This is a genomic window from Neorhizobium sp. JUb45, assembly GCF_004343585.1.
In the GTDB taxonomy this organism is placed as follows: Bacteria; Pseudomonadota; Alphaproteobacteria; order Rhizobiales; family Rhizobiaceae; genus Neorhizobium.
On record NZ_SLYW01000005.1, the window covers coordinates 1 to 20912 of the forward strand.

The 20912-nt window shown below is 59.5% G+C and carries 16 protein-coding genes; 5 read left to right on the plus strand and 11 right to left on the minus strand.

Going from position 1 to position 20912, the window contains the following annotated elements:
* Positions 1-539: 539 nt before the first annotated feature.
* The gene (locus EDF70_RS19210; RefSeq protein ID WP_132276877.1) at positions 540-2489 is read left to right on the plus strand and encodes a M23 family metallopeptidase; all 1950 of its coding nucleotides are present in this window, start codon (positions 540-542) and stop codon (positions 2487-2489) included.
* A gap of 351 nt (positions 2490-2840) precedes the next feature.
* Positions 2841-4256: a peroxidase gene (locus tag EDF70_RS19215; protein ID WP_132276880.1), complete on the plus strand. Its 1416-nt coding sequence runs from the start codon at positions 2841-2843 to the stop codon at positions 4254-4256.
* 60 nt (positions 4257-4316) lie between these two features.
* Here EDF70_RS19215 and clpB read toward each other — a convergent pair whose 3' ends face one another.
* Complete coding sequence (gene clpB, locus EDF70_RS19220; protein ID WP_132276882.1) at positions 4317-6917, minus strand: ATP-dependent chaperone ClpB; 2601 nt, start codon at positions 6915-6917, stop codon at positions 4317-4319.
* A gap of 326 nt (positions 6918-7243) precedes the next feature.
* Between clpB and EDF70_RS19225 the strand changes: the two genes are divergently transcribed.
* A complete protein-coding gene (locus EDF70_RS19225) occupies positions 7244-7423 on the plus strand; it encodes a hypothetical protein (RefSeq protein WP_132276884.1) in 180 nt (59 codons plus the stop codon).
* An 88-nt stretch (positions 7424-7511) separates the two neighbouring features.
* Here EDF70_RS19225 and EDF70_RS19230 read toward each other — a convergent pair whose 3' ends face one another.
* The 9 genes from EDF70_RS19230 to EDF70_RS19270 form a co-directional block, all read right to left on the minus strand.
* Entirely contained in the window at positions 7512-8474 is a 963-nt protein-coding gene (locus EDF70_RS19230; RefSeq protein WP_132276886.1) for a class 1 fructose-bisphosphatase, read from the minus strand.
* Positions 8475-8713: 239 nt separating this feature from the next.
* On the minus strand, positions 8714-9064 hold the full coding sequence (locus tag EDF70_RS19235; protein WP_132276888.1) for a VOC family protein: 351 nt from the start codon (positions 9062-9064) through the stop codon (positions 8714-8716).
* Between the two features lie 121 nt (positions 9065-9185).
* Positions 9186-9914, minus strand: coding sequence for a uridylate kinase (locus EDF70_RS19240; RefSeq protein ID WP_245519248.1), 729 nt, complete (start codon positions 9912-9914; stop codon positions 9186-9188).
* Between the two features lie 384 nt (positions 9915-10298).
* The gene (locus EDF70_RS19245) at positions 10299-11249 is read right to left on the minus strand and encodes a DUF4167 domain-containing protein (RefSeq protein ID WP_132276890.1); all 951 of its coding nucleotides are present in this window, start codon (positions 11247-11249) and stop codon (positions 10299-10301) included.
* Positions 11250-11588: 339 nt separating this feature from the next.
* Complete coding sequence (prmC, locus tag EDF70_RS19250) at positions 11589-12473, minus strand: peptide chain release factor N(5)-glutamine methyltransferase (protein WP_132276892.1); 885 nt, start codon at positions 12471-12473, stop codon at positions 11589-11591.
* A 10-nt stretch (positions 12474-12483) separates the two neighbouring features.
* Entirely contained in the window at positions 12484-13566 is a 1083-nt protein-coding gene (gene prfA, locus EDF70_RS19255) for a peptide chain release factor 1 (protein ID WP_132276894.1), read from the minus strand.
* Between the two features lie 199 nt (positions 13567-13765).
* Entirely contained in the window at positions 13766-16042 is a 2277-nt protein-coding gene (gene ptsP, locus EDF70_RS19260) for a phosphoenolpyruvate--protein phosphotransferase (RefSeq protein WP_132276896.1), read from the minus strand.
* A 79-nt stretch (positions 16043-16121) separates the two neighbouring features.
* On the minus strand, positions 16122-17396 hold the full coding sequence (locus EDF70_RS19265; protein WP_132276898.1) for an aspartate kinase: 1275 nt from the start codon (positions 17394-17396) through the stop codon (positions 16122-16124).
* A gap of 298 nt (positions 17397-17694) precedes the next feature.
* Positions 17695-18576 (minus strand): SH3 domain-containing protein, encoded by an 882-nt coding sequence (locus EDF70_RS19270; protein ID WP_132276900.1) that lies wholly within the window; start codon positions 18574-18576, stop codon positions 17695-17697.
* Between the two features lie 323 nt (positions 18577-18899).
* Between EDF70_RS19270 and ubiG the strand changes: the two genes are divergently transcribed.
* Both ubiG and EDF70_RS19280 read left to right on the plus strand, forming a co-directional pair.
* Complete coding sequence (gene ubiG / locus EDF70_RS19275; RefSeq protein ID WP_132276902.1) at positions 18900-19646, plus strand: bifunctional 2-polyprenyl-6-hydroxyphenol methylase/3-demethylubiquinol 3-O-methyltransferase UbiG; 747 nt, start codon at positions 18900-18902, stop codon at positions 19644-19646.
* A gap of 87 nt (positions 19647-19733) precedes the next feature.
* Positions 19734-20003 (plus strand): type II toxin-antitoxin system ParD family antitoxin, encoded by a 270-nt coding sequence (locus EDF70_RS19280; protein ID WP_132276904.1) that lies wholly within the window; start codon positions 19734-19736, stop codon positions 20001-20003.
* Positions 20004-20332: 329 nt separating this feature from the next.
* Here EDF70_RS19280 and EDF70_RS19290 read toward each other — a convergent pair whose 3' ends face one another.
* The gene (locus tag EDF70_RS19290; RefSeq protein ID WP_132276908.1) at positions 20333-20911 is read right to left on the minus strand and encodes a DUF3291 domain-containing protein; all 579 of its coding nucleotides are present in this window, start codon (positions 20909-20911) and stop codon (positions 20333-20335) included.
* Between the last annotated feature and the right edge of the window lies 1 nt (position 20912).

Sequence of the window (20912 nt, forward strand, 5' to 3'; positions counted from 1 at the left end):
CAGCGCCGCCGCCCTCGTCAGTGACCGGGTTATAGTCCCACACACATAAAAACGTCAACACACCAAATTCATAAAAATACAAAAATGTGATAAGTAGCTGATTTTTATGAGGTTATTCTGTGAATAAGCAATTTATCGCTTGAATCATGCCTAATATGACGGCCGGCATCGGCCATTTCGTGCCGCCGCTTCATCAAAATGATAAGAAACTGTGGCCTGCCCTCGTCCTGCCCCGACAAGATCACAATTCGATGGTCAGGCTGGGACGTGACGATGCGCCGGTGACCATCATCATCCCGCGATTAGACCCACTTTGAAAGAGTGGGTTTCATGCGGCATGTTTCGGTCAACCTTGTGCTTCTATAGAGAGGGGGGAACACCCTTATCCATAGCCGCCGGTGAAGCATTGCCTCGAACCGTCATCGGTTGTTTGACTCGAAGCCCCGAAAAGGGCACATCTTGCGGCCAAGCGGCCTCATATAGAATGGCGCAGAAACAGGACGGGCCCGGTTGAAAACGGGAAATTGGTAACGAGTGGCATGATGACACCCCGCAACATGATCCGTTCGCTCGGCAACGAGGCCCCCATCCTTGCGGATGGCCGGCGCGCACCCGACCGTCGCGAGATTTCGTTGCGCTGGTTGTCCGGCACCTTTCTGACCGGCATCACCTCGTCCATCCTGATGGGTGTCGCGCTGTTTGCAGCGCTCGACGGCCGCCAGCAGTTGGCCATTCCCGCCGAAGCCTATGCCTCTGTTCCCGACGCCCATGATGGCGATGGCGTGACGCGCGGCAAACGCCTGCTCGGCGCCAACATCGTTGCCATGCCGACCGACCGCAAGGTCATGGATGTGGCGACCGTCGTGCACGAGGGTTCCAAGGAAATCATCCGCCGCCAGCCCTTTTCGCATGTGAAGATGCAGCTGGCCGCCAACCACGTCGCCACCGAGGACTATCCGTCCTTCAATCCGCTGACGATCTTTTCCACCGGCGAGACCAGCAGCGAAGATGCGCCGGTCAACCGCACCGGTCTTATCTATGGCTCCACGGTCGAGACCGATGTCAGCCTGCAGACGGTTCCCTTCCCGGCCACGCGCGGCTCCTATACCTATGCCCCCGGCATGTCGGTTGATGAAGTCGAAGAGAATGTTCGCACCAACGGTTCGCTGCTGACCGATGGCAATAGCCAGGTTTCGGGTCTGGCCTATGTCGATCCGCGCCGTTTCGACAGCGAAGACGACCATCTCGACGGCACCAATCTTCTCTCGGCCCGCATTGTCGAGGAAAACATGACGGTGTCGGAACCCGAGCCGGTCACGCCCAAAACCCGCGATTATGCCGATGACGTCATTCCGGTGCGCCAGGACATGACCGTGGTCGCTGCCATGACCGCCGTCGGTTATCCGAAGGCGCAGGCGGCGGAACTTGCCGGCAGTCTCTCCCAGCATCTCGGCTCGGACAAGCTTTCGCAAGGCGAAGTGCTGCGTATCGGCCTGATCCAGGAAGGCGAGATGGTGCAGATCGTCCGCGCCAGCATCTATCGCCGCGGCAATCACCAAATGACCATCGCGCTCGACGATCGCGGCCGTTTCATCGAGGGCCAGGAGCCGATGAAGCTCGACGCCGTCGACACCGCCTTTGACGACAGCGCCCCGCCGATGATTGCAGGCCGCGAACTGCCACGCATCTATGACGGCATTTTTCGCGCCGCCCTCTCCTACGGCATGACCTCCGACATGACGTCACTGCTCGTCAAGCTGCTGGCCAGCAATGTCGACCTGCAGGCACAGCTGCGACCGACCGACTCGATCGAAGCGTTTTTCTCGGTTGCCGACCAGAGTGGCCAGGCGACAGCCAATTCCGAACTTCTTTATGTCAACGCGAAATTCGGCGACAACAGCACGCGTTTCTATCGTTTCCTCAACACCGACGACAACTCGGTCGATTATTACGATCAGGACGGCAAGAGCGTCAGGCAGTTCTTGCTGCGCAACCCGGTGCCGAACGGCCGCTTCACTTCTGGTTTCGGCATGCGCCGTCACCCGATCCTCGGATATTCGCGCATGCATACCGGCTCGGACTGGGCAGCGCCGCGCGGCACGCCGATCATCGCGGCCGGCAATGGCATTGTCGAAAAGGCCGGATGGGATAGTGGTGGTTACGGCAACCAGACGCTGATCCGCCACGGCAACGGCTATGTCTCCTCCTACAATCACCAGAGCGCGATCGCCAAGGGCGTACGCGAAGGGGCAAAAGTCACGCAGGGTCAGGTGATCGGTTATGTCGGCACGACCGGACAGTCGACCGGTTCGCACCTGCATTACGAACTGATCGTCAACGGCGCCAAGGTGGATCCGCTGAAAGTGCGTCTGCCGGGCGGAAAATCGCTGGACGGCAAGGCGCTCGCCAAGTTCGAACAGGAACGCAAGCGCATCGACACCCTGCTCGGCCCGAACGGCCAGCCGGCCGATCAGGTCGCCAGCCGTTAAACCGGCCTTCCTCCCGTAATCATTCGTGACAAGTAAGATCACGTCAGCGTCTCTTGGGCGGCGGCTACGCTGCCGGACGCTGCCAGCGGATCGATGGCATGTTTCAGCACATCCTTTCGCCTTTCAGGCGCGATCGACTTGGCGCCCCATTACGGAAACCGCAAGAGCGCGGATGGCAGACGGCATTGATATGCCGATCCAGGAAGGTCGATGGTTTGTAACCTGGTCGTTAAGACGATAGCCGGGAAGAATAATAATCAAGCAAAAACACAACCATAGGGGTAATTGTTTACAAAATACAATTTTAAGCAATAATGCCGTGGTACTCAACAGCAACCACGGGGGGATCCGATGGCTATCGACTTTGAAAATGCGATCGCATGGAAAAAGGCAGCCGGCGCCGAGCGTGTTATGCTCGATAATTTGCAGCCCAATATTCTGAAAGGCCATGTCAGGGAATTTCTGACTGTGCTGTTTCTCAGCTTCGACGATCCGGCCGGCGGACGTGCGTTCTTGCGCACCGTCGCGGGCGGTATGAAGTCCGCGTGGCGACACTTCAAGGAAATCGATACATTCAAGAAAACCATGGTGCCGGGAACATCCTATATCGGCGTCGGGTTGAGCAGGGCAGGTTATATCGCCCTCGACCTGCCGATCGTCCCGTCCGACCCTGCCTTCGTCCAGGGCATGCAGGCAAATCCCAAGCTTAACGATCCGAACCCGCAAGAATGGGAAGAGCATTTTCGCAAACCGAGTAAAATTCATGCGGTGATCCTCGTCGGCGACATGCTGAGCGGCACGAGAGACGCGGCGCTGGCGCAGGTCGTTGCCTGGGTAAACGCTGGCGAGGGGGTCTCTGTCCTCGCAAGGCAGGATGGGCTTGGGCAGCACAATGACAATGCCGAGGGCATCGAACATTTCGGATATGTCGATGGGCGAAGCCAGCCACTTTTTCTGGAGGAGGACGTCAGTGCCGAAGAACAGGATACTGATGGCATCACCGACTGGAATCCGAGCTGTCCGCTCAAACAGGTGATTGTCCCTGATCCAGGCGCACCCGATCCGGATGTGCATTGCGGAAGCTATTTCATCTTCCGTAAGCTTGAACAGAATGTCAGGCTCTTCAAAGAATCGGAGCGCGATTTTGCCAACAGTCTAGGCATTCCGGGCGATGAACGCGCGGGTGCCATGCTGGTCGGACGTTTCGAAGACGGCACGCCGGTGACAATGCAGTTTGAGGACGGTGTCGAAAGTCCGGTCCCCAACAATTTCAACTATGCCAGTGACACGAAGGGTGCGAAATGCCCTTTCGCCGGCCACATCCGCAAGACCAATCCGCGCGGCAGCGGCGGTTTCGGTCAACCGGAGAAGCAGGAGCGAACCCATATCATGGCCCGGCGCGGTCAGACCTATGGCATAAGGACGGACGACCTCAATGACGGCAGGATCGACAACAAGCCGGAAAAGGATGTCGGTCTGCTGTTCATGGCCTTCAACAGCGATATCGGACAGCAATTCGAGTTTACGCAGGTGGCGTGGGCGAACGGTATCGGCTTTCCAGAGGTTCCGGATGGTTCGCCTGCGCCGGGTGTCGATCCAATTATCGGCCAAACGCCTAACGACGCGCAGCGTCCCGCCATCAGTTGTCCCGTCAAATGGGGTGATGCGAAGTCGATCAAAACGGTTGCCGCGCCCCCGAGGACCGTCACGATGAAAGGCGGGGAGTATTTCTTCATGCCTTCTCTCGCCTTCCTGAAAAATATTTAGGAAGGCGCGGGCAGATAAGGAAATGGGGAAGGCCGCCGTAAGACGGCCCTCCGCGCTATATTACGCCGCCTCGCTCAAACTGCCCTTCACGCGAAACAGCAGCCGATCCGATCCCGACGTCACCTTGACGGTCGCCCCGTCCGGGATCTTGCCGCCGAGAATATCCTCGGCCAGCGGGTCCTGAACGAATTTCTGGATCACCCGCTTCAACGGACGTGCGCCGTAGACCGGGTCATAGCCCTTGTTGGCCAGCCAGATGCGGGCATCGTCGTCCAGTTCCAGTTCGATCTTGCGATCGGCCAGAAGCTGCAACAGCCGCTGCAACTGGATATCGACGATCGCGCCCATGTCATCGCGTCTGAGGCGATGGAACAGGATGATATCGTCGACGCGGTTCAGGAACTCGGGCCGGAAATGGCCGCGCACCTGCGCCATCACCAGTTCGCGCACGCTGTCACTGTCGTCGCCATCCTTCATCTGCGTCAAAAACTCCGAACCGAGGTTCGAGGTCATGATGATGATGGTGTTCTTGAAGTCGACTGTGCGCCCCTGCCCGTCCGTCAGACGCCCGTCGTCGAGCACCTGCAGAAGAACGTTGAACACGTCCGGATGGGCCTTCTCGATCTCGTCGAACAGCACGACCTGATAGGGCTTGCGCCTGATCGCCTCGGTCAGCGCGCCGCCTTCATCGTAGCCGACATAACCCGGAGGGGCACCGATCAGCCGTGAGACGGAGTGCTTTTCCATATATTCCGACATGTCGAGCCGCACCATCGCGGTATCGTCGTCGAACAGAAAACGCGCCAGCGATTTGGTCAGCTCGGTCTTGCCCACACCTGTTGGACCCAGGAAGATGAACGAGCCGATCGGCCGGTTCGGATCCTGCAAACCCGCACGCGAACGACGAACCGCACGCGACACGGCTTGCACCGCATCCCCTTGACCGACGACCGACTTTGCCAGCTCGTCTTCCATGCGCAGCAGCTTTTCGCGCTGGCCTTCCAGCATCTTGTCGACAGGAATACCGGTCCAACGGGAAACCACATGGGCAATCGCGTCGGGATCGACGACTTCCTGCACCATGGCATTGGCGGAGGTATCCTGCGCTTCGGCCTCGACCAGACGTTTTTCCAGATCCGGAATGACGCCATAGGTCAGTTCGCCGGCGCGCTGGAACTCGCCCTTGCGCTGGGCAATCGCCAACTCGTTGCGGGCGTCGTCGAGTTCCTTCTTCAGGTCGGCGGCAAGGCCAAGCTTCTGCTTTTCCGCCTGCCAGCGGGCCGTCAGCGCATCCGCCTGCTCTTCCAGCGAGGTTACCTCGCTTTCGAGCCGGACGAGACGATCCGCGGAAGCACTATCCGTTTCCTTCTTCAAGGCTTCGCGCTCGATCTTCAGCTGCATGATGCGGCGATCAAGCTCGTCCAGTTCTTCCGGCTTCGAATCCACCTGCATACGCAGCCGCGACGCGGCTTCGTCCATCAGATCGATGGCCTTGTCCGGCAAAAACCGGTCGGTAATGTAGCGGTTCGACAAGGTTGCGGCCGCAACGAGAGCGGAGTCCGAGATGCGCACCTTGTGGTGCTGCTCGTACTTTTCCTTCAGGCCGCGCAGGATCGAGATCGTGTCCTCGACGGTCGGCTCATCCACGACGACAGGCTGGAAACGACGGGCAAGCGCCGGATCCTTTTCCACATGCTTGCGATATTCGTCGAGTGTGGTCGCACCAACGCAATGCAGCTCGCCGCGGGCAAGAGCCGGCTTCAAAAGGTTGGACGCATCCATGGCGCCGTCGGATTTTCCGGCACCCACCAGCGTGTGCATCTCGTCGATGAACAGGATGATATTGCCGTTTTCCGACTGCACTTCGTTAAGCACGCTCTTCAGCCGCTCCTCGAATTCACCGCGATATTTTGCACCGGCAATGAGCGCGCCCATGTCGAGCGCCATCAACTGCTTGTCTTTCAGACTTTCCGGCACGTCACCATTGACGATGCGCAGCGCCAAACCTTCGGCGATCGCCGTCTTGCCGACGCCGGGTTCACCGATCAGGACCGGGTTGTTCTTGGTGCGGCGCGACAGGACCTGGATCGTACGGCGGATTTCGTCGTCACGGCCGATCACCGGATCGAGTTTTCCGTCACGCGCATCGGCGGTCAGGTCGCGGGCATATTTCTTCAGCGCCTCAAAACCCTGTTCGGCAGTGGCGCTGTCGGCGGTGCGGCCTTTTCGCAAATCGTTGATCACCTGGTTAAGACCCTGCGCCGTCAGCCCTGCCTTCTTCATGCTGGCCGAGGTCGAGGCCGAATTTTCGATGAGAAGCGCCAGAAGCAGGCGTTCGACGGTGACAAAACTGTCGCCGGCCTTCTTGGCAGCATCTTCCGCCGTGGAAAATACGCGGGCCAAGGGCTGCGAAAGATATATTTCGCCATTGCCACCGGAGACTTTCGGCAGTTTCGAGAGTGCGGCATCATTGGCAATGCGCGCTTCCTTGGCATTGCCGCCGGCACGGTCTATCAGCGCCGAGGCCATGCCCTGATCGTCGTCGAGCAGCACTTTCAGCACATGTTCGGGGGCGAATTGCTGGTGTCCGTCGGACAGTGCCTGCGTCTGGGCAGACTGCAGGAAACCGCGCACGCGTTCGGAATATTTTTCAATGTTCATGTCTTACCTCCTGAAATCGCCTCGCCCGTATCGGCACGAAACGACGGTTGGGATCGGGCTCCCGATTGCGGCAAGCCCTCGAGCCTTGGTCACGGCTTCGATGAAAATATGGGAGCGGCTTTTGCGGTTTTAAAGGAGGCCGGCAAAGGTTTTGGCATCGCCGATGCAAGCCCCTGAAAGCGGCGGCCGCCACTGCGCAATCGCGGCTTCGTGAGCATGGGATCAGAAAAGCGTGAATGCCATTTTGTCACGGCATTTGCGTCCCCAAATGACGATTGTGAAGTTTTCGGGGGTGCACTTCACGTCAACATTGGAAGGTAAAGACCATGTCGGAAGACAAGACCACCCAGCTCATCAACACGTTCAAGACCCTGATCCACGACCACGGCCTGCCGCAAGGTGTCGAGCATATCAGCGATCCCGAGTTCCAGGCGTTTGCGCAGGCGCATGTCGATGAATTCGACGAAGCGCGTGATGAATGCGAAAGCCACTCGACGCTGTTCTGATATTTACGCCCGGACGGAAGCTTGTCTGCCCGGGCATCGAGTTTTCTCGAAAGGCAGCAATCGCCGCCTCCCCTCTCCCCCGAAAATCTTACTCTGCCGCCGCTTCCAGCACGCGCGCGCCATAAGCCGCCGCCAGCTTGTCGACCTCGGCCTTGGAGCCAAAAATCACCGGCACACGCTGATGCAGGCCGGTCGGCTCGATGTCGAGGATTTTGCTGTCGCCGATAATCGCCTCACCGCCGGCTGCTTCCACCAGAAGACCGATCGGATTGGCTTCGTAAAGCAGCCGCAGACGGCCGCCGGACGCGGGCTTGTTGCGGTCGGCCGGGTAAAGAAACACACCGCCACGGTTGAAGATGCGGTGCGTATCGGCCACCATCGACCCCACCCAGCGCATGTTGTGACCGCTGTCGATCGCATCCTCGATGTAAGCGGCAACCACATCGTCCCACGAGGCGCGGCGTGCAGCATTGATGGCGAATTCCTTGGCTTCCGGCACGATCTTCGCATCCGCCGTGGTCAGCACATAGATGCCATCGCCATTGAGCGTAAAAATCTGCACGCCCTTGCCGGTGGTCAGAACCAGGGTCGTCTGCGGCCCATAGGCGGCATAACCGGCAATCAGTTGATGGCGGCCGGTCTTGAGAATGTCTTGCGCCGTCTTCGCCTCGATCACCGAAAAGATCGTACCGACGGTGACGTTCACATCGAGATTGGAAGATCCGTCGAGCGGATCGAAGATGACGGCATATTTGCCACCCGCATGGATCGCCACCTCCGCATCGAGCTCTTCCGAAACAGCGAAGGAAACGGACGGCACCTTGCGGCAGGCATCCAGCAGAATGTCGTTGGAAAGAATGTCCAGCGGCTTTTGTGTTTCGCCCTGCACATTGGTTTCTTCTGTCGCGCCGGTAAGACCATCGAGCGCCGATGTTTTCAGCGTGTCCGAAATCTTCCGTGTGGCTTGCGCAATTTCCGCCAGCACTGCGATCAGCTCGCCGCTAAGCCCGTTTGCCTTCTGGCCTTCAAGAAAGGTTTCGAACGTCGTCATGGCTGCTCCTCCTGACAAAATTGGGTTGTGCAGCAGCGTAATGATTTTGCGCACTGCGGTAAATATCGAGATGTAATCGCTAAATCACATAGCGCACTGCAATATAACGGAAATGGGCGGGCGCGGGATTTTGGGGATAGGAAAGGCGCGGAACCGGCGACTTGCAGGGATTTTGCAGATGAATTGTGCCCGGCAAACGCCGCTATGACGGCTTTCGGCCCAAAGCGGACGGTAGGAGGTCACGACCTTGCTTCAGTGACGTGCCAGAGTACGCCCGAAGGATCGTGGATAAAACCGACAATCATGCCCCAGGGTTGCAATGTTGGTGGCGTGGGCGGTCTCGTTCCGAAATGCTCCGCGACACGTTTGGGATCGTATTTCTTCCACCAGGCATCTGCTTGTGGGACAGTTAGCTGCAACACGAAGTTTTCTGCCAATTCCTTTATGTGGAAGTTCTGCAGGATAAAGCTGTCATTGCCGTTAGACATTACGGCTATGCCCCCGTCCGCATATTTGGTTTCAAATCCAAGTGCTTCATAGAACCGCCTCGACAGATCATGATCTTGGGAAGGCACAAATGGCCGCAGCATGAGGCACCTCGATGTTGGCGCTAAAACCCGGTCAACAAAGACCACTTCCAGAATTTGGGCAAGGAAACATTGCGTCTATGACATGTTGAAATCTGTCTGGTTATGACCGCAAATGCCGCTTCTACGCCATGACGGCCTTTGGCCCAGAGCGTTCATACCCACGCTGCAGTCTGCCAGACGCATTGATCTTCAGCACTGGGTTCTCAATGTCTTCATTGTTGAACAAGGCATCCGCGTTGGTGCTAGGCGCACAAATGCTTTCGTAAAGATCGTAGGCGGGCTGATATCGGCTAGCGTATAGTTGCCGCGCAGCGTCGATGCCGCCCAGCAATTCCGTGTCGCGCCCGACGCCCCGTTTTTCAGATGTGGCTTTGTTTGTGTCGATGAAAATCGCCAAATCCCAATTCGGAGCCAATTCAGGGCGCTGCAGGAAAGTGCCATCTACGATCAATATGGCGTCTGCCAATGCGATTTTGGCAAACTGCTCAATAGGTTCATCTTTCAGCAGGTCAAAAGATGCCGTGCGGTATTCGCGGTTTCCCTCTGGTCCTAGTGGCAACAGCAGTAGGGAGTTAATTGCGATAAGATCGCGCCCGTCGTAATAGTATCCCTCATGCGAATAGCGACCTCGCGCATATCTTTCAGCCTTCGGCCGATGGAAGCCGTCAATCGACGTCCTAATGACCTCTCGACCTGATGACCGAAGCTCCTTGGCAAGCTCGTCCGCGAGCGTTGTCTTCCCGGAAGCTGTCCGACCATCAATCGCGACTCGAAGTGGTCGGGCTAGATCAATACTTGATACGGCGTCTGCCAGTGCCTTCAAGGCGGCGGGGCGGTTCGAAATGGTCACGGCGTACTCCACACAGACTGTGATCGCGGAACTACAGACGTTAGTTGAAGGTTTTGTGTCTGGATAACCGCTGTTGGCGCAAAGCTGCCCATGTGACGGGATCGAGCAAGGTTCCAACGCGTGCTTTCATCGACTATCGTCGGGAAAGGCGTGGGGGAGTGGTTTATCGCGGGCGGGCGCGCTGCAGGCCCCGCTCCGTTTTTTTGGGCTCGCGCAGGTTCGGATCCTGTCGCCTTATCAATTCGCCTTCCTGCGTTACGGCTGTTTTACCTCAGCAAGACCACCATGGCGGCAAATCTGCCTCCCCTGCCCCCCAAACTCACCCAAAAACGAAAAAAGCCGCCCCAACCGGGACGGCTCTTATTTCAAACCCGGCGAAAAACCTTATTCGCCGGCAACATCCGCGAGTTCGGCCTTGCTGTCGCCGGCCGTATCGCCTTCGGCACCTTCGGCGGTCTTGCGCGGCTGGCGGCGCGGGCGCGGCGCGGCGCGGCGGCGCGGCGCAGCCGTCGCTTCGGCCTCTTCCGCGGCCACTTCGGCCGGAACACCTTCGATCACCGGCTGCGGGCCGGTGCCGTCGTCCACGGCAGCTGCCACGGGCGCCTGAACGCGCGGTTCACGCGGCTCGCGGCGCGGGCGCGGCTGGCGCTCACGGGTCTCGATGCGCGGCTGTTCGTCGGTCTCGGCAACAGCTGCCACCGTTTCCGGCGCTGCATCCTGCTTGACCGCCTGCACCTGCTCGGCGCCCTCGGCAACATTGCGATCGCCGCGATTGCCGCGGTTGTCACGATTGCCGTCGCGTTCGCCGCGCGGCTGCCGGTCGCCACGATCCTGGCGCTCGCCACGGTTATCGCGGTTGCGGTTCTGGTCGCGGTTTTGATCACGTCCCTGATCACCACGATTGCCCTGTTCGCGCGGCTGCTGGTCGATGACCGGCTGCGCGCCCATGCTGTCGTCGTAATCGTTGCCGTCCATGTCGTCGCCGTCACGATCGTCCTGACCATTATAGTCCTGACGTTCCTGACCCTGGAAACGTTCCTGCATCTGCGCCTGTGCAGCAGCAATGATGCGATAATAATGCTCGGCATGCTGCAGGTAGTTTTCTGCAATGACCCGGTCGCCGGAGCTCTGGGCGTCGCGCGCAAGTGTCGCATATTTTTCTGCGATATGCTGCGCCGTGCCACGGATCTTCACGTCGGGACCGGAGCTGTCATAAGTACGTGTCAGGGGGTTCTGGCCCTTGCGGTTGAAGTTGTTACCACCACCACCGCCGCCACTGTTGTTGTTGCTGCCGCGCCCTCGACCACGCTTATTCTGCTGTTGTCCTGGCCTCATCGATCTTTCACCTGAATTCTCTGTTTTGCTGATAAAAGGGCCACGCTGGCCGTGCCGGCCACGCGCCGGACCAAGGCTTCACTGGCGGCATGCAGGCGTTATCGCCGTGCTGCTGCATGTGAAGGTCGGTTTGTCTGATCACGCACCGGGAATGGCTCAACCCTCGAAGCTCTTCGAAAAAAGCCGAACTCCGGTTGATCTGAACCCGAACGATAACTCGTTCATCCCCAGCTGCCCAATGCGTGATCCGAACCTAGCCCGCTTCCCGCGGAATTCCAAGCCTTTTCTTTCGCTTGTGCAAAACGCGCTAAGTCTCGCACAAGCTTTGTTATTCGGCTGTCATGCTTTTGCTTGGATGTCACCATGCAACGCGTCGCGCAACACCAGAACACGGTCGTTTCCGCCGTAATCACGCAATGCTTCGATCAACGCAAAACCCTGTGCCTTGAAAATCTCGGTGACCGTTTCCTTCTGGTCATAACCGATTTCCAGACCGATCAGTCCGTCCGGCTCAAGGAAGCCGCGGGCACCGTCTGCTATGTCGCGATAGGCATCCAGCCCGTCCGGGCCGCCATCCAATGCTGCGGCGGGATCGAAATCTCGAACATCCGGCGCCAGCTCGGGAATTACATCCGTGCATATATAGGGAGGATTTGACACGATTATGTCGAAACGTCCCTCAATAGTGTCGAACCAGCGGCTTTCCTTTGGCTGAAACCGGTCCTGCACCCCATTGAGGTGGGCGTTGGCTGCAGCCGTATCAAGGGCGTCGCGCGAAATATCGCTGCCGACAGCCGTTAATTGCGGCAGGGCTTTCGCCAGCGCCAGCGCGATCGCGCCGGTGCCGGTGCCCATATCGAGCAGCCGCACCCCGCCCTTTTGCGCCGCGATCGCCTGCGCATGTGGCAGCATCGCCTCCACCAGCGTTTCGGTGTCGGGTCGCGGTTCCAGCGTCTCTTTCGAGAGCTTCAGGTTCAGCCCGTGAAATTCGCGAAACCCCAGAATGCGGTGCACCGGCTCGTTTCGCACCCGCCGGTCGATCGCATCGGCAATCTTTGCCGTCTCGGCCAGCGTCAGCAGCCGGTCGCCGCCGGTAAACACCTGCGTGTTCGAAAGTCCCAAAAGACCGCCGATCAGGTAACGCGCCTCGAAGGCGGCGTCTGTCAGACCCGCCTCGGCAAACCGCCCCTTGGCGGCCATCACCGCCTCAGCCAGGTTTTTCATCGGGCCATCCCTATCCCTGCCGCTCGCCCAGCTGCGCCAGCTGCCCGGCCTGATAATCGGAAATCAGCGCATCGACCATCTCGTCGATCTCGCCCTCGATCATCCGGTCCAGCTTGTAGAGCGTCAGGTTGATACGGTGGTCGGTCACCCGCCCCTGCGGAAAGTTGTAGGTGCGGATGCGCTCGGAACGGTCGCCCGATCCCACCTGGCTCTTGCGGTCGGCGGAACGCTCGTTGTCGGCCTTCTGGCGCTCCATGTCGTAAAGCCGCGTGCGCAGAACCTGCATCGCCTTGGCGCGGTTCTGGTGCTGCGATTTTTCGGCACTGACGACGATGATGCCGGTCGGCAAATGGGTGATACGCACCGCCGAGTCGGTGGTGTTGACGTGCTGACCGCCGGCGCCCGAAGCGCGCATCGTGTCGATGCGGATGTCGTCGGCCTTGATCTCTATATCGATCTCTTCGGCTTCCGGCATCACTGCAACCGTTGCCGCGGACGTGTGAATACGCCCCTGCGTTTCGGTATCGGGCACGCGCTGCACGCGGTGCACGCCACTCTCGAATTTCAACTTGGAAAACACGCCGCGGCCGGTGACGTTGGCAATGATTTCCTTGTAGCCGCCCGCTTCGCCCTCGCTGGCGGAAAGCACTTCCACTCTCCAGCCATGGGTGCTGGCATAACGGTCATACATGCGAAAAAGGTCACCGGCGAAAAGCGCCGCCTCATTGCCACCGGTACCGGCGCGGATTTCCAGAATGGCGCTGCGCTCGTCGGCGGCATCTTTCGGAAGAAGCAGGATCTGCATCTCCTTCTCCAGCCCCTCGATCCGCTCCACCGCCTCCGGCAGTTCCATTTCGGCAAGCTCACGCATCTCGCGATCGGTCGTCTTGTCGGACAAAAGCGCGCGCAGGTCCGCCTCCTCCGAAACCGCCTTGGAATAATCGCGGATCTTGCGCACCACCGGCTGCAGTTCGGAATATTCGGACGCAAGCTTCACATAGACGTCGGCCGCCGGGCCTTCCGACATGCGTGCCTCGATCTCGGCGAACCGGCGTTCCAGTTCGCGCATTTTTTCGACGGGCAGTTTTGCCAATTAGAAAACTCCAGATATGCCGGCTTACTCTTGGGCGCCATTTCCTCTGTCGTCATCCTCGGGCTTGACCCGAGGATCTAACCACGTAGGAGAGGGCAGCAGATCCTCGGGACACCCTCGGGGTTTAACCCGAGGGCGAGGATGACGTTGAGAGAGCGTTAGCCCGACCAATAACCGCCCTTCAAGGCTGAAGCCTAGGTCAGACGGGAATGTTGTGTTCTGCTGCAAAGCGCAGCAAAAGCTCGCGCGTCGTTTCGCTCGACAGCGCATGGTCGTCAAGTGCCACGTTCAACGCGTCGGCCAGCTTTGCGGCATCCAGCCCCAGAAGCATCGCCTTGACCGGGCCGATCGCGGTCGGCGACATCGATACCGAACGGAAGCCGAGCCCGATCAGCGCCATCGCCGAAAGCGGTCGTCCGGCCATCTCGCCGCACAGCGTCACCGGCGTATTGTTGCGCTCGCCGGCCCGCACGATATCGCGCAACACCCGCAGGAACGGTTTTCCGAGATTGTCGAACCGGTCGGAGACCCGCGAATTGCCGCGGTCCACCGCCATCGTATACTGGAACAGGTCGTTGGACCCGACGGAGATGAAATCCACCGCTGCCATCAGCTCATCGAGCTGCCACATCAGCGACGGCACTTCCAGCATTGCCCCGAACTGCAGCTTTTTCGGCAGCGCATGCCCATGTTTGGAAAGATATTGCACTTCCTTGAGAAGCAGCTCGCGCACGGCATGGATCTCGGAAACTTCCGTCACCATCGGCACCATCATCTTCAGTTCGGCGCCGGCGGACGCACGCAGCAGCGCACGCAACTGCGTGCGCAACAGCCCCGGACGGTCAAGCGAAAGCCGAATGGCGCGCCAGCCCAAAGCCGGATTTTCTTCCTCATGCGCGCGGAAATACGGCACCACCTTGTCGCCGCCGATATCGAGCGTGCGGAACGTCACCTGACGCCCGGCCGCCTGTTTCAAAACGGCGCGATAAAACGCTTCCTGTTCCTCCAGCTTCGGCATGGTGGAGGCAATCATGAACTGCAGTTCGGTGCGGAACAGGCCGATGCCCTCGGCACCCGATTCGGCAAGCTGCGGCAGATCCACCATCAGGCCGGCATTCATCTGCAGGCCGATGCGTTTGCCGTCGCGCGTCACCGGCTCGACATTGCGCAGCGCCCGGAACTGTTCCTGCCGCTTGGCGCGCAGTTTCACCTTTTCGGCGTAGGCGTTCTGCATGTCGACCATCGGTCGCACATGCACCTGGCCGTCGTCGCCATCGATGATCACGGCATCGCCGTTTTCGGCCAGCGCCACGACACCGGTCGCCTGGCCGACAACCGGAATGCCCATGGCACGCGCGACGATCACCACATGGCTGGTCACGGCACCGTCTTCGAGCACGAGGCCGCGCAGGCTCTGGCGCGGATAGTCGAGCAGTTCGGCGGCGCCCATGGCGCGCGCCAGAACGATCGCATCGTTCGGGAAACCGTTTTCGAAATCGCGGCCGGCAAAACCGGTCAACTGGCGCAGCAGCCGGTTGGCGAGATCGTCGAAATCGTGCATGCGCTCGCGAAGATAAGGGTCGGTCAGGCGCATCATCCGCGCCTTGGTGTCGCTCTGCACCTTTTCGACAGCCGCTTCGGCGGTCAGGCCATTGCGGATCGCCTCTTCCATGCGCCGCACCCAACCCTGGTCGTGGGCGAACATGCGAAACGCTTCCAGAACCTCACGGTGCTCGCCTTCCTGGCTCACATCACGACGCTGCAGCATGTCGTCGATGGAAATGCGCAACGAGCCGAGCGCCTCGACAAGACGGGTGATTTCCTTGTCGGCATCCTCGTTCAAAAGATTGGTCACGACGATGCGCGGCTCATGCAGAACCACGTGGCCGAGACCGATGCCCTCATTATAGCCGTCGCCATCGATCGACACGGCGCGTGTCAGATCGAGTTCGAGACCGGGGGCCGTAATCTTTTTCAGTTCTCCGGTCGCGATCATCTCGGCGATTACCATTGCAGTCGTCTCGAGCGCTTCCGTTTCGTCTTCACGGTAATTGCGCTGCGCCTTGTTCTGGACGACGAGAACGCCCAAAGTACGGCCGGCCCGCAAGATAGGAACGCCGAGGAAGGAATGGTAGATCTCTTCTCCGGTTTCCGGCAGATAGCGGAAAGCCGGATGCGACTGGGCATCGGAGAGGTTGAGAGGCTGCGCCGAAGCGGCAATCGTGCCGACCAGACCCTGGCCCATTTTCAGCTGGGCAAGGTGGACGGCATCCTTGTTGAGGCCTTCTGTGGCATACAGTTCCAGCACGCCATCGGAACGCAGGACGTAAACGGAGCACACCTCCGCAACCACATTGCTGGCAATCTGGCGAACGATACGGTCGAGCCGATCCTGTGGCTCGAGCGGCTCCGCCATCAACTCACGCAGGCGCTTCAACAGAACCCGCGGACCTGCCGATAGATCTCGCGTCGGCATGCTTGCTCCCGAAAACAGGTACCCCACCCCCGGAAGCAGCCGCGCCCTCAAATGTCAGGCGCGGCGAACCGGTTCATGATCAATTCTTATCGAGACCGTAAGCGGAATGCAAAGTCCGAACTGCAAGTTCGGAGTAGGCGCCGTCGATCAGGATGGAAATCTTGATTTCTGACGTCGTAATGGCCTTGATGTTGATGCTTTTTGCGGCAAGTGCCTTGAAGGCAGTGGCTGCAACGCCCGCATGGCTGCGCATGCCGATGCCGATGACCGAAACCTTGGATAGGCCTGATTCGGTCTGGACGACGTCGAAGCCGATCGCGGCCTTGTTTTCGTTCAGAACCTGCATGGCCTTGTCGACGTCGCCGGACGGCACGGTGAAGGTCATGTCGGTGCGCGAACCGTCTTCGGAAATGTTCTGCACGATCATGTCGACATTGATATGGGCTTCGGCCAGCGGGCCGAAGATCGCGGCCGAAACGCCCGGACGGTCGGCGAGCCGGCGCAGCGAGATCTGTGCCTCATCCTTGGCATAGGCGATGCCGGTAACGACTTCCTGTTCCACGATTTCTTCCTCTGCGCAAATCAACGTACCGGGCGGATTGAGAAGGTCACCCATGCCCGGTGCATCGGGATCTTCGAAACTGGAGCGAACGAAGGTGCGGACCTTGTGGACCATGGCAAGCTCGACCGAACGAACCTGCAAAACCTTGGAGCCGAGCGAGGCCATTTCGAGCATTTCCTCGAAAGACACCTTTTTCATGCGGCGCGCGGCCGGCACGATACGCGGGTCCGTCGTGTAGACGCCATCAACGTCCGTATAGATGTCGCAACGGTCGGCCTTGACGGCAGCGGCGATCGCAACGGCCGAGGTATCGGAACCGCCGCGGCCGAGCGTGGCGATGCGGTTATCGGGACCAAGTCCCTGGAAACCGGCCACCACGGCCACCTGGCCCTCGCCCATGCGCTTGATGATATCGGCGCCGTCGATTTCCTCGATGCGGGCGGCACCATGGGCGCTGTCGGTGCGGATCGGAATCTGCCAGCCCTGCCAGGAACGGGCATTGATGCCCATCGACTGCAAGGCAATCGCCAGAATGCCGGAAGTTACCTGCTCACCTGAAGCCACGATCGCATCATATTCACGCGCGTCATAGAAAGGTGAAGTGGCGCCCGCCACTTTCGGCATGCCCTGAACCCAGCCGACCAACTCGTTGGTCTTGCCGGACATGGCGGAAACGACGACCGCGACCTCATGGCCGGCATCGACTTCACGTTTCACATGGCGGGCAACATTGTGGATGCGTTCGAGGTTGGCGACGGACGTGCCGCCGAATTTCATGACAATGCGTGCCATTTCTTGACCAATACCACCCGTTCGCGCCCCATATGGCATCGGCTTCGATGCCGGCGGACGCGTCTCCTGTCGAACGGACCTTTTTCAGGGAAAAAAGCCCGAAGTTGCCGGGTCTCATAGCGAAAAGCCGTCTTCCACGCAATGGTCGCTTCAAGCCAAAGCGGTACGGTTTTGTCATGAATTGTCCAAGTGGCGAAAACACCGCCCACGAAAAAGGGCTGCCCGGCGGAGGCAGCCCTTTTCCCATAAAGCCCTTGGAGGGTCGGAGCGGACGTCAGGGATCGGTATACGATACCGATCAGTTGTTCTGCGGCATGCCTGGAATGAACACCGGAGCGCGGCCGCGATCCTGAGGCTGCTGGCGGTCATCACCACGCTGTGGCAGGAAACCCTCCGGTATCCCGTTTCCGGCGTCACCGCGCGGCGGGCCACGGCGGTCATCGCCACGGTCTCCACCGGGAGGAGGACCACGACGGTCGTCACCTTGTTGTGGCGGTCCCCGACGATCGTCACCCTGCGGCGGGCCGCGACGGTCATCATTGCCGCGATCCCAGCCGGGCGGCGGGCCACGGCGGTCGTCATTGCCACGATCCCAGTTGCCACCCCGGTCACGATCCCGGTCTCGTCCCCAATCGCCCGGAGGCGGCCCACGGCGATCATCACCACGGTCCCAGCCCGGAGGCGGACCCGGCGGCGGACCACGGCGGTCATCACGATCCCAGGCGGGCGGCGGCGGGCGGCGGTCATCCCGCGTCCAGCGCGGCGGCGGTGGTGGCGGACGACGATCCCAGCGGTCGCGATCCCGATAGAAATCGCGGTCGCGATAATAGCGACCCCAATAATTGTCGACCTCGAAGGTGACGGTCGGAATGCCGAGCGGGCGGTAATATTCCGGCTCCACATAAACGCGGTTCTGACGATAGGTCGTGCTGATATAGCTGCCCGACACCCAGCCACGGCCACCGGCGAACTGCACGTCGCACCAGTTGACGTTGCTCATGCAGCCATGAATGGTGATCGGCGCACCAACCGGCACGACGGTTACGGCGGGGTAACCGGTGCTCGGACCGGAGCGCATGTTGACATTAGCGGTGGCATAACCACGCGCGGCAGCTTCTGCCAGCGTCGGCGCAACCATCAGCGCACTTGTCGCGGCTGCAGCCAGAATAAATTTCTTCACGTGTTCCTCCTTGAAGAACATTGCCTGATACCTCGGTCGTCCGGACCAGGGGTCGGCACAGTCTGCTAAGATGCGGCAGACAATGCCGAAGACGCACCGATAGTTCCACCATGGCGGTGAACCGGGCATGAATGCGGCGTTTAGCTGATGTTTAGTCAAGTATTTTGCGGCATTGTAGCATCGCTTCGAAAAACAGCCCGCGCTAACAGCTTACCTCAAAAGCCGCGACCGGGAATATCCTGCGGCCACCAGCCTCTTGACTTCGCCTGCCTATCAGCCGACTTCAGACACCGAAGCGAAGACCTTGAAGAGAGAATGACACCATGAGCGAGCCCGCAAAAACCACCGTCGATCCGAGCCAGGTCGAATGGTTTTCAAAGATGGCCGCCGAGTGGTGGAGCCCGACCGGCAAATTCCGGCCGCTGCACAAGTTCAATCCCGTCCGCATTTCCTATATCCGCGACCAGATCTGCGCCCATTTCGGCCGCGATCCGCGCGCCCACAAGCCGCTTGAAGGCCTGCGTATTCTCGATATCGGCTGCGGCGGCGGCCTTCTGTCGGAACCGATCGCCCGCATGGGCGCCATCGTGGTCGGCGCCGATCCATCGGAAAAGAACATCGGCATCGCCTCCACCCACGCCGAACAGACCGGCGTCGAGGTCGATTACCGCGCCGTCACTGCCGAACATCTGGCCGAGACGGGCGAACATTTCGACGTCGTGCTGAACATGGAAGTCGTCGAGCACGTCGCCGACGTCGAGTTTTTCCTGCGCACCTGCGCCTCGATGGTCAAGCCCGGTGGCCTCATGTTCGTCGCCACCATCAACCGCACGCTGAAGGCTCGTGCGCTCGCCATTTTCGCCGCCGAAAACGTGCTGCGCTGGCTGCCGCGCGGCACCCACCAGTATGAAAAGCTGGTACGCCCGGAAGAGATCGAAAAGCCACTGACGGAAGACGGGTTGGAAATCATCCACCGCACCGGCGTGTTCTACAATCTGCTCGGCGACAGCTGGAACCTATCGTCCGACATGGACGTGAACTACATGCTGCTGGCAAGACGGCCGGGCTGAAAGATGCCCCCTGAAAAGGGATGATCCTGGCTGGTGGAAACTCTGCTATGATGTTCCGAGTTTGGGATGCCTGACCGGAAACCTGAGATGTCGGAAACTGCCAAGATTACTATCACCCTCGAGTCTGAAACTGCGGATTTCATCCGCAGCGAGGTGGAACGTGGTGCGGCGACCTCGCCTGAAGGTTATGTCGAAGATCTCGTGCGCAGGGATCATGAACGTGATCAAGCACGACGTGAGCTTGATGCGGCCTTGCAACGCGGCCTGGACGACGTCCAGGCTGGTCGGACGATGTCATTGGACGATGCCTTTGACAGCGTTTTTGACGAACTCGGTTGGGAACGTATCCGGCGATGAAGGTCAGCTTTGCTCGCGAAGCTCGACAAGACCTTGCGGAAATCGCGCATTATCTATCAAGGCATAACCCAGAAAGAGCGCGAACATTCATGCTCGAGTTGCGTGGAGCATGTCTCGACCTTGGCACGATGCCATACGCGTTCGAGATGACCGACCAGACTTCACTTCCAGATTTCCGCCGTCGCCCATTCGCGCCGTACCTCATATTCTACAAGGTGGAAGGCTCTCAAGTCCTCGTTATACGCATCATTCACGGTGCTAGAGAGTATATGCGTATGCTGACGCAAAAATAAAACTGCCCGCCTTCATCCACCCACCCCAAAGCCGCACTACACTTTCATCCCACGCACCGCTGCCAGCAGGCCCTGATGCCTTTGCGCATTCACCTCTGAAAGCCTGCGGATACAGGCGCGGTCGATGATCACTTTCTCCCCATCCGGTCCGTATGGTTCCTTGAAATGAAAAGCCACCGGTCCCGGCCCGTGGTCGTGCAACTGCTCGAAGCGCGATACGCCTTCCTGCCAGTCCGGCCGTTGATCGGTCCACCACAGAACCAGCGCTGGCCAGCGCCGGGGAATTTGCCAGTTGCGCGCATGTTTAAGCGCATCCGCATGCACGCCGGAATAGGAAAACGCCATCAGGCTTTCGATGTCGGCCCAAAGCGAAAGGCTGGAAGGCGCGGTCGCAAACCCGCTCCCTTCGATGAAGCGCGGAAACACCTGATTGCCCCAGCATTCCGGCCCCGGCTCGCCGTCATAACCGGAACGCCCGATAAAACCTTCAGCCGTTTCCGCCGCGGCGAAGTTCAGAGGTTCGCGAACACGAAATCCCTCGACCTCGGAACTGTCATAGGGAGCAACGAAAAGACCGAAATTGTAGATCGCCAGTCTTCTTGTCGCACCCGCCATG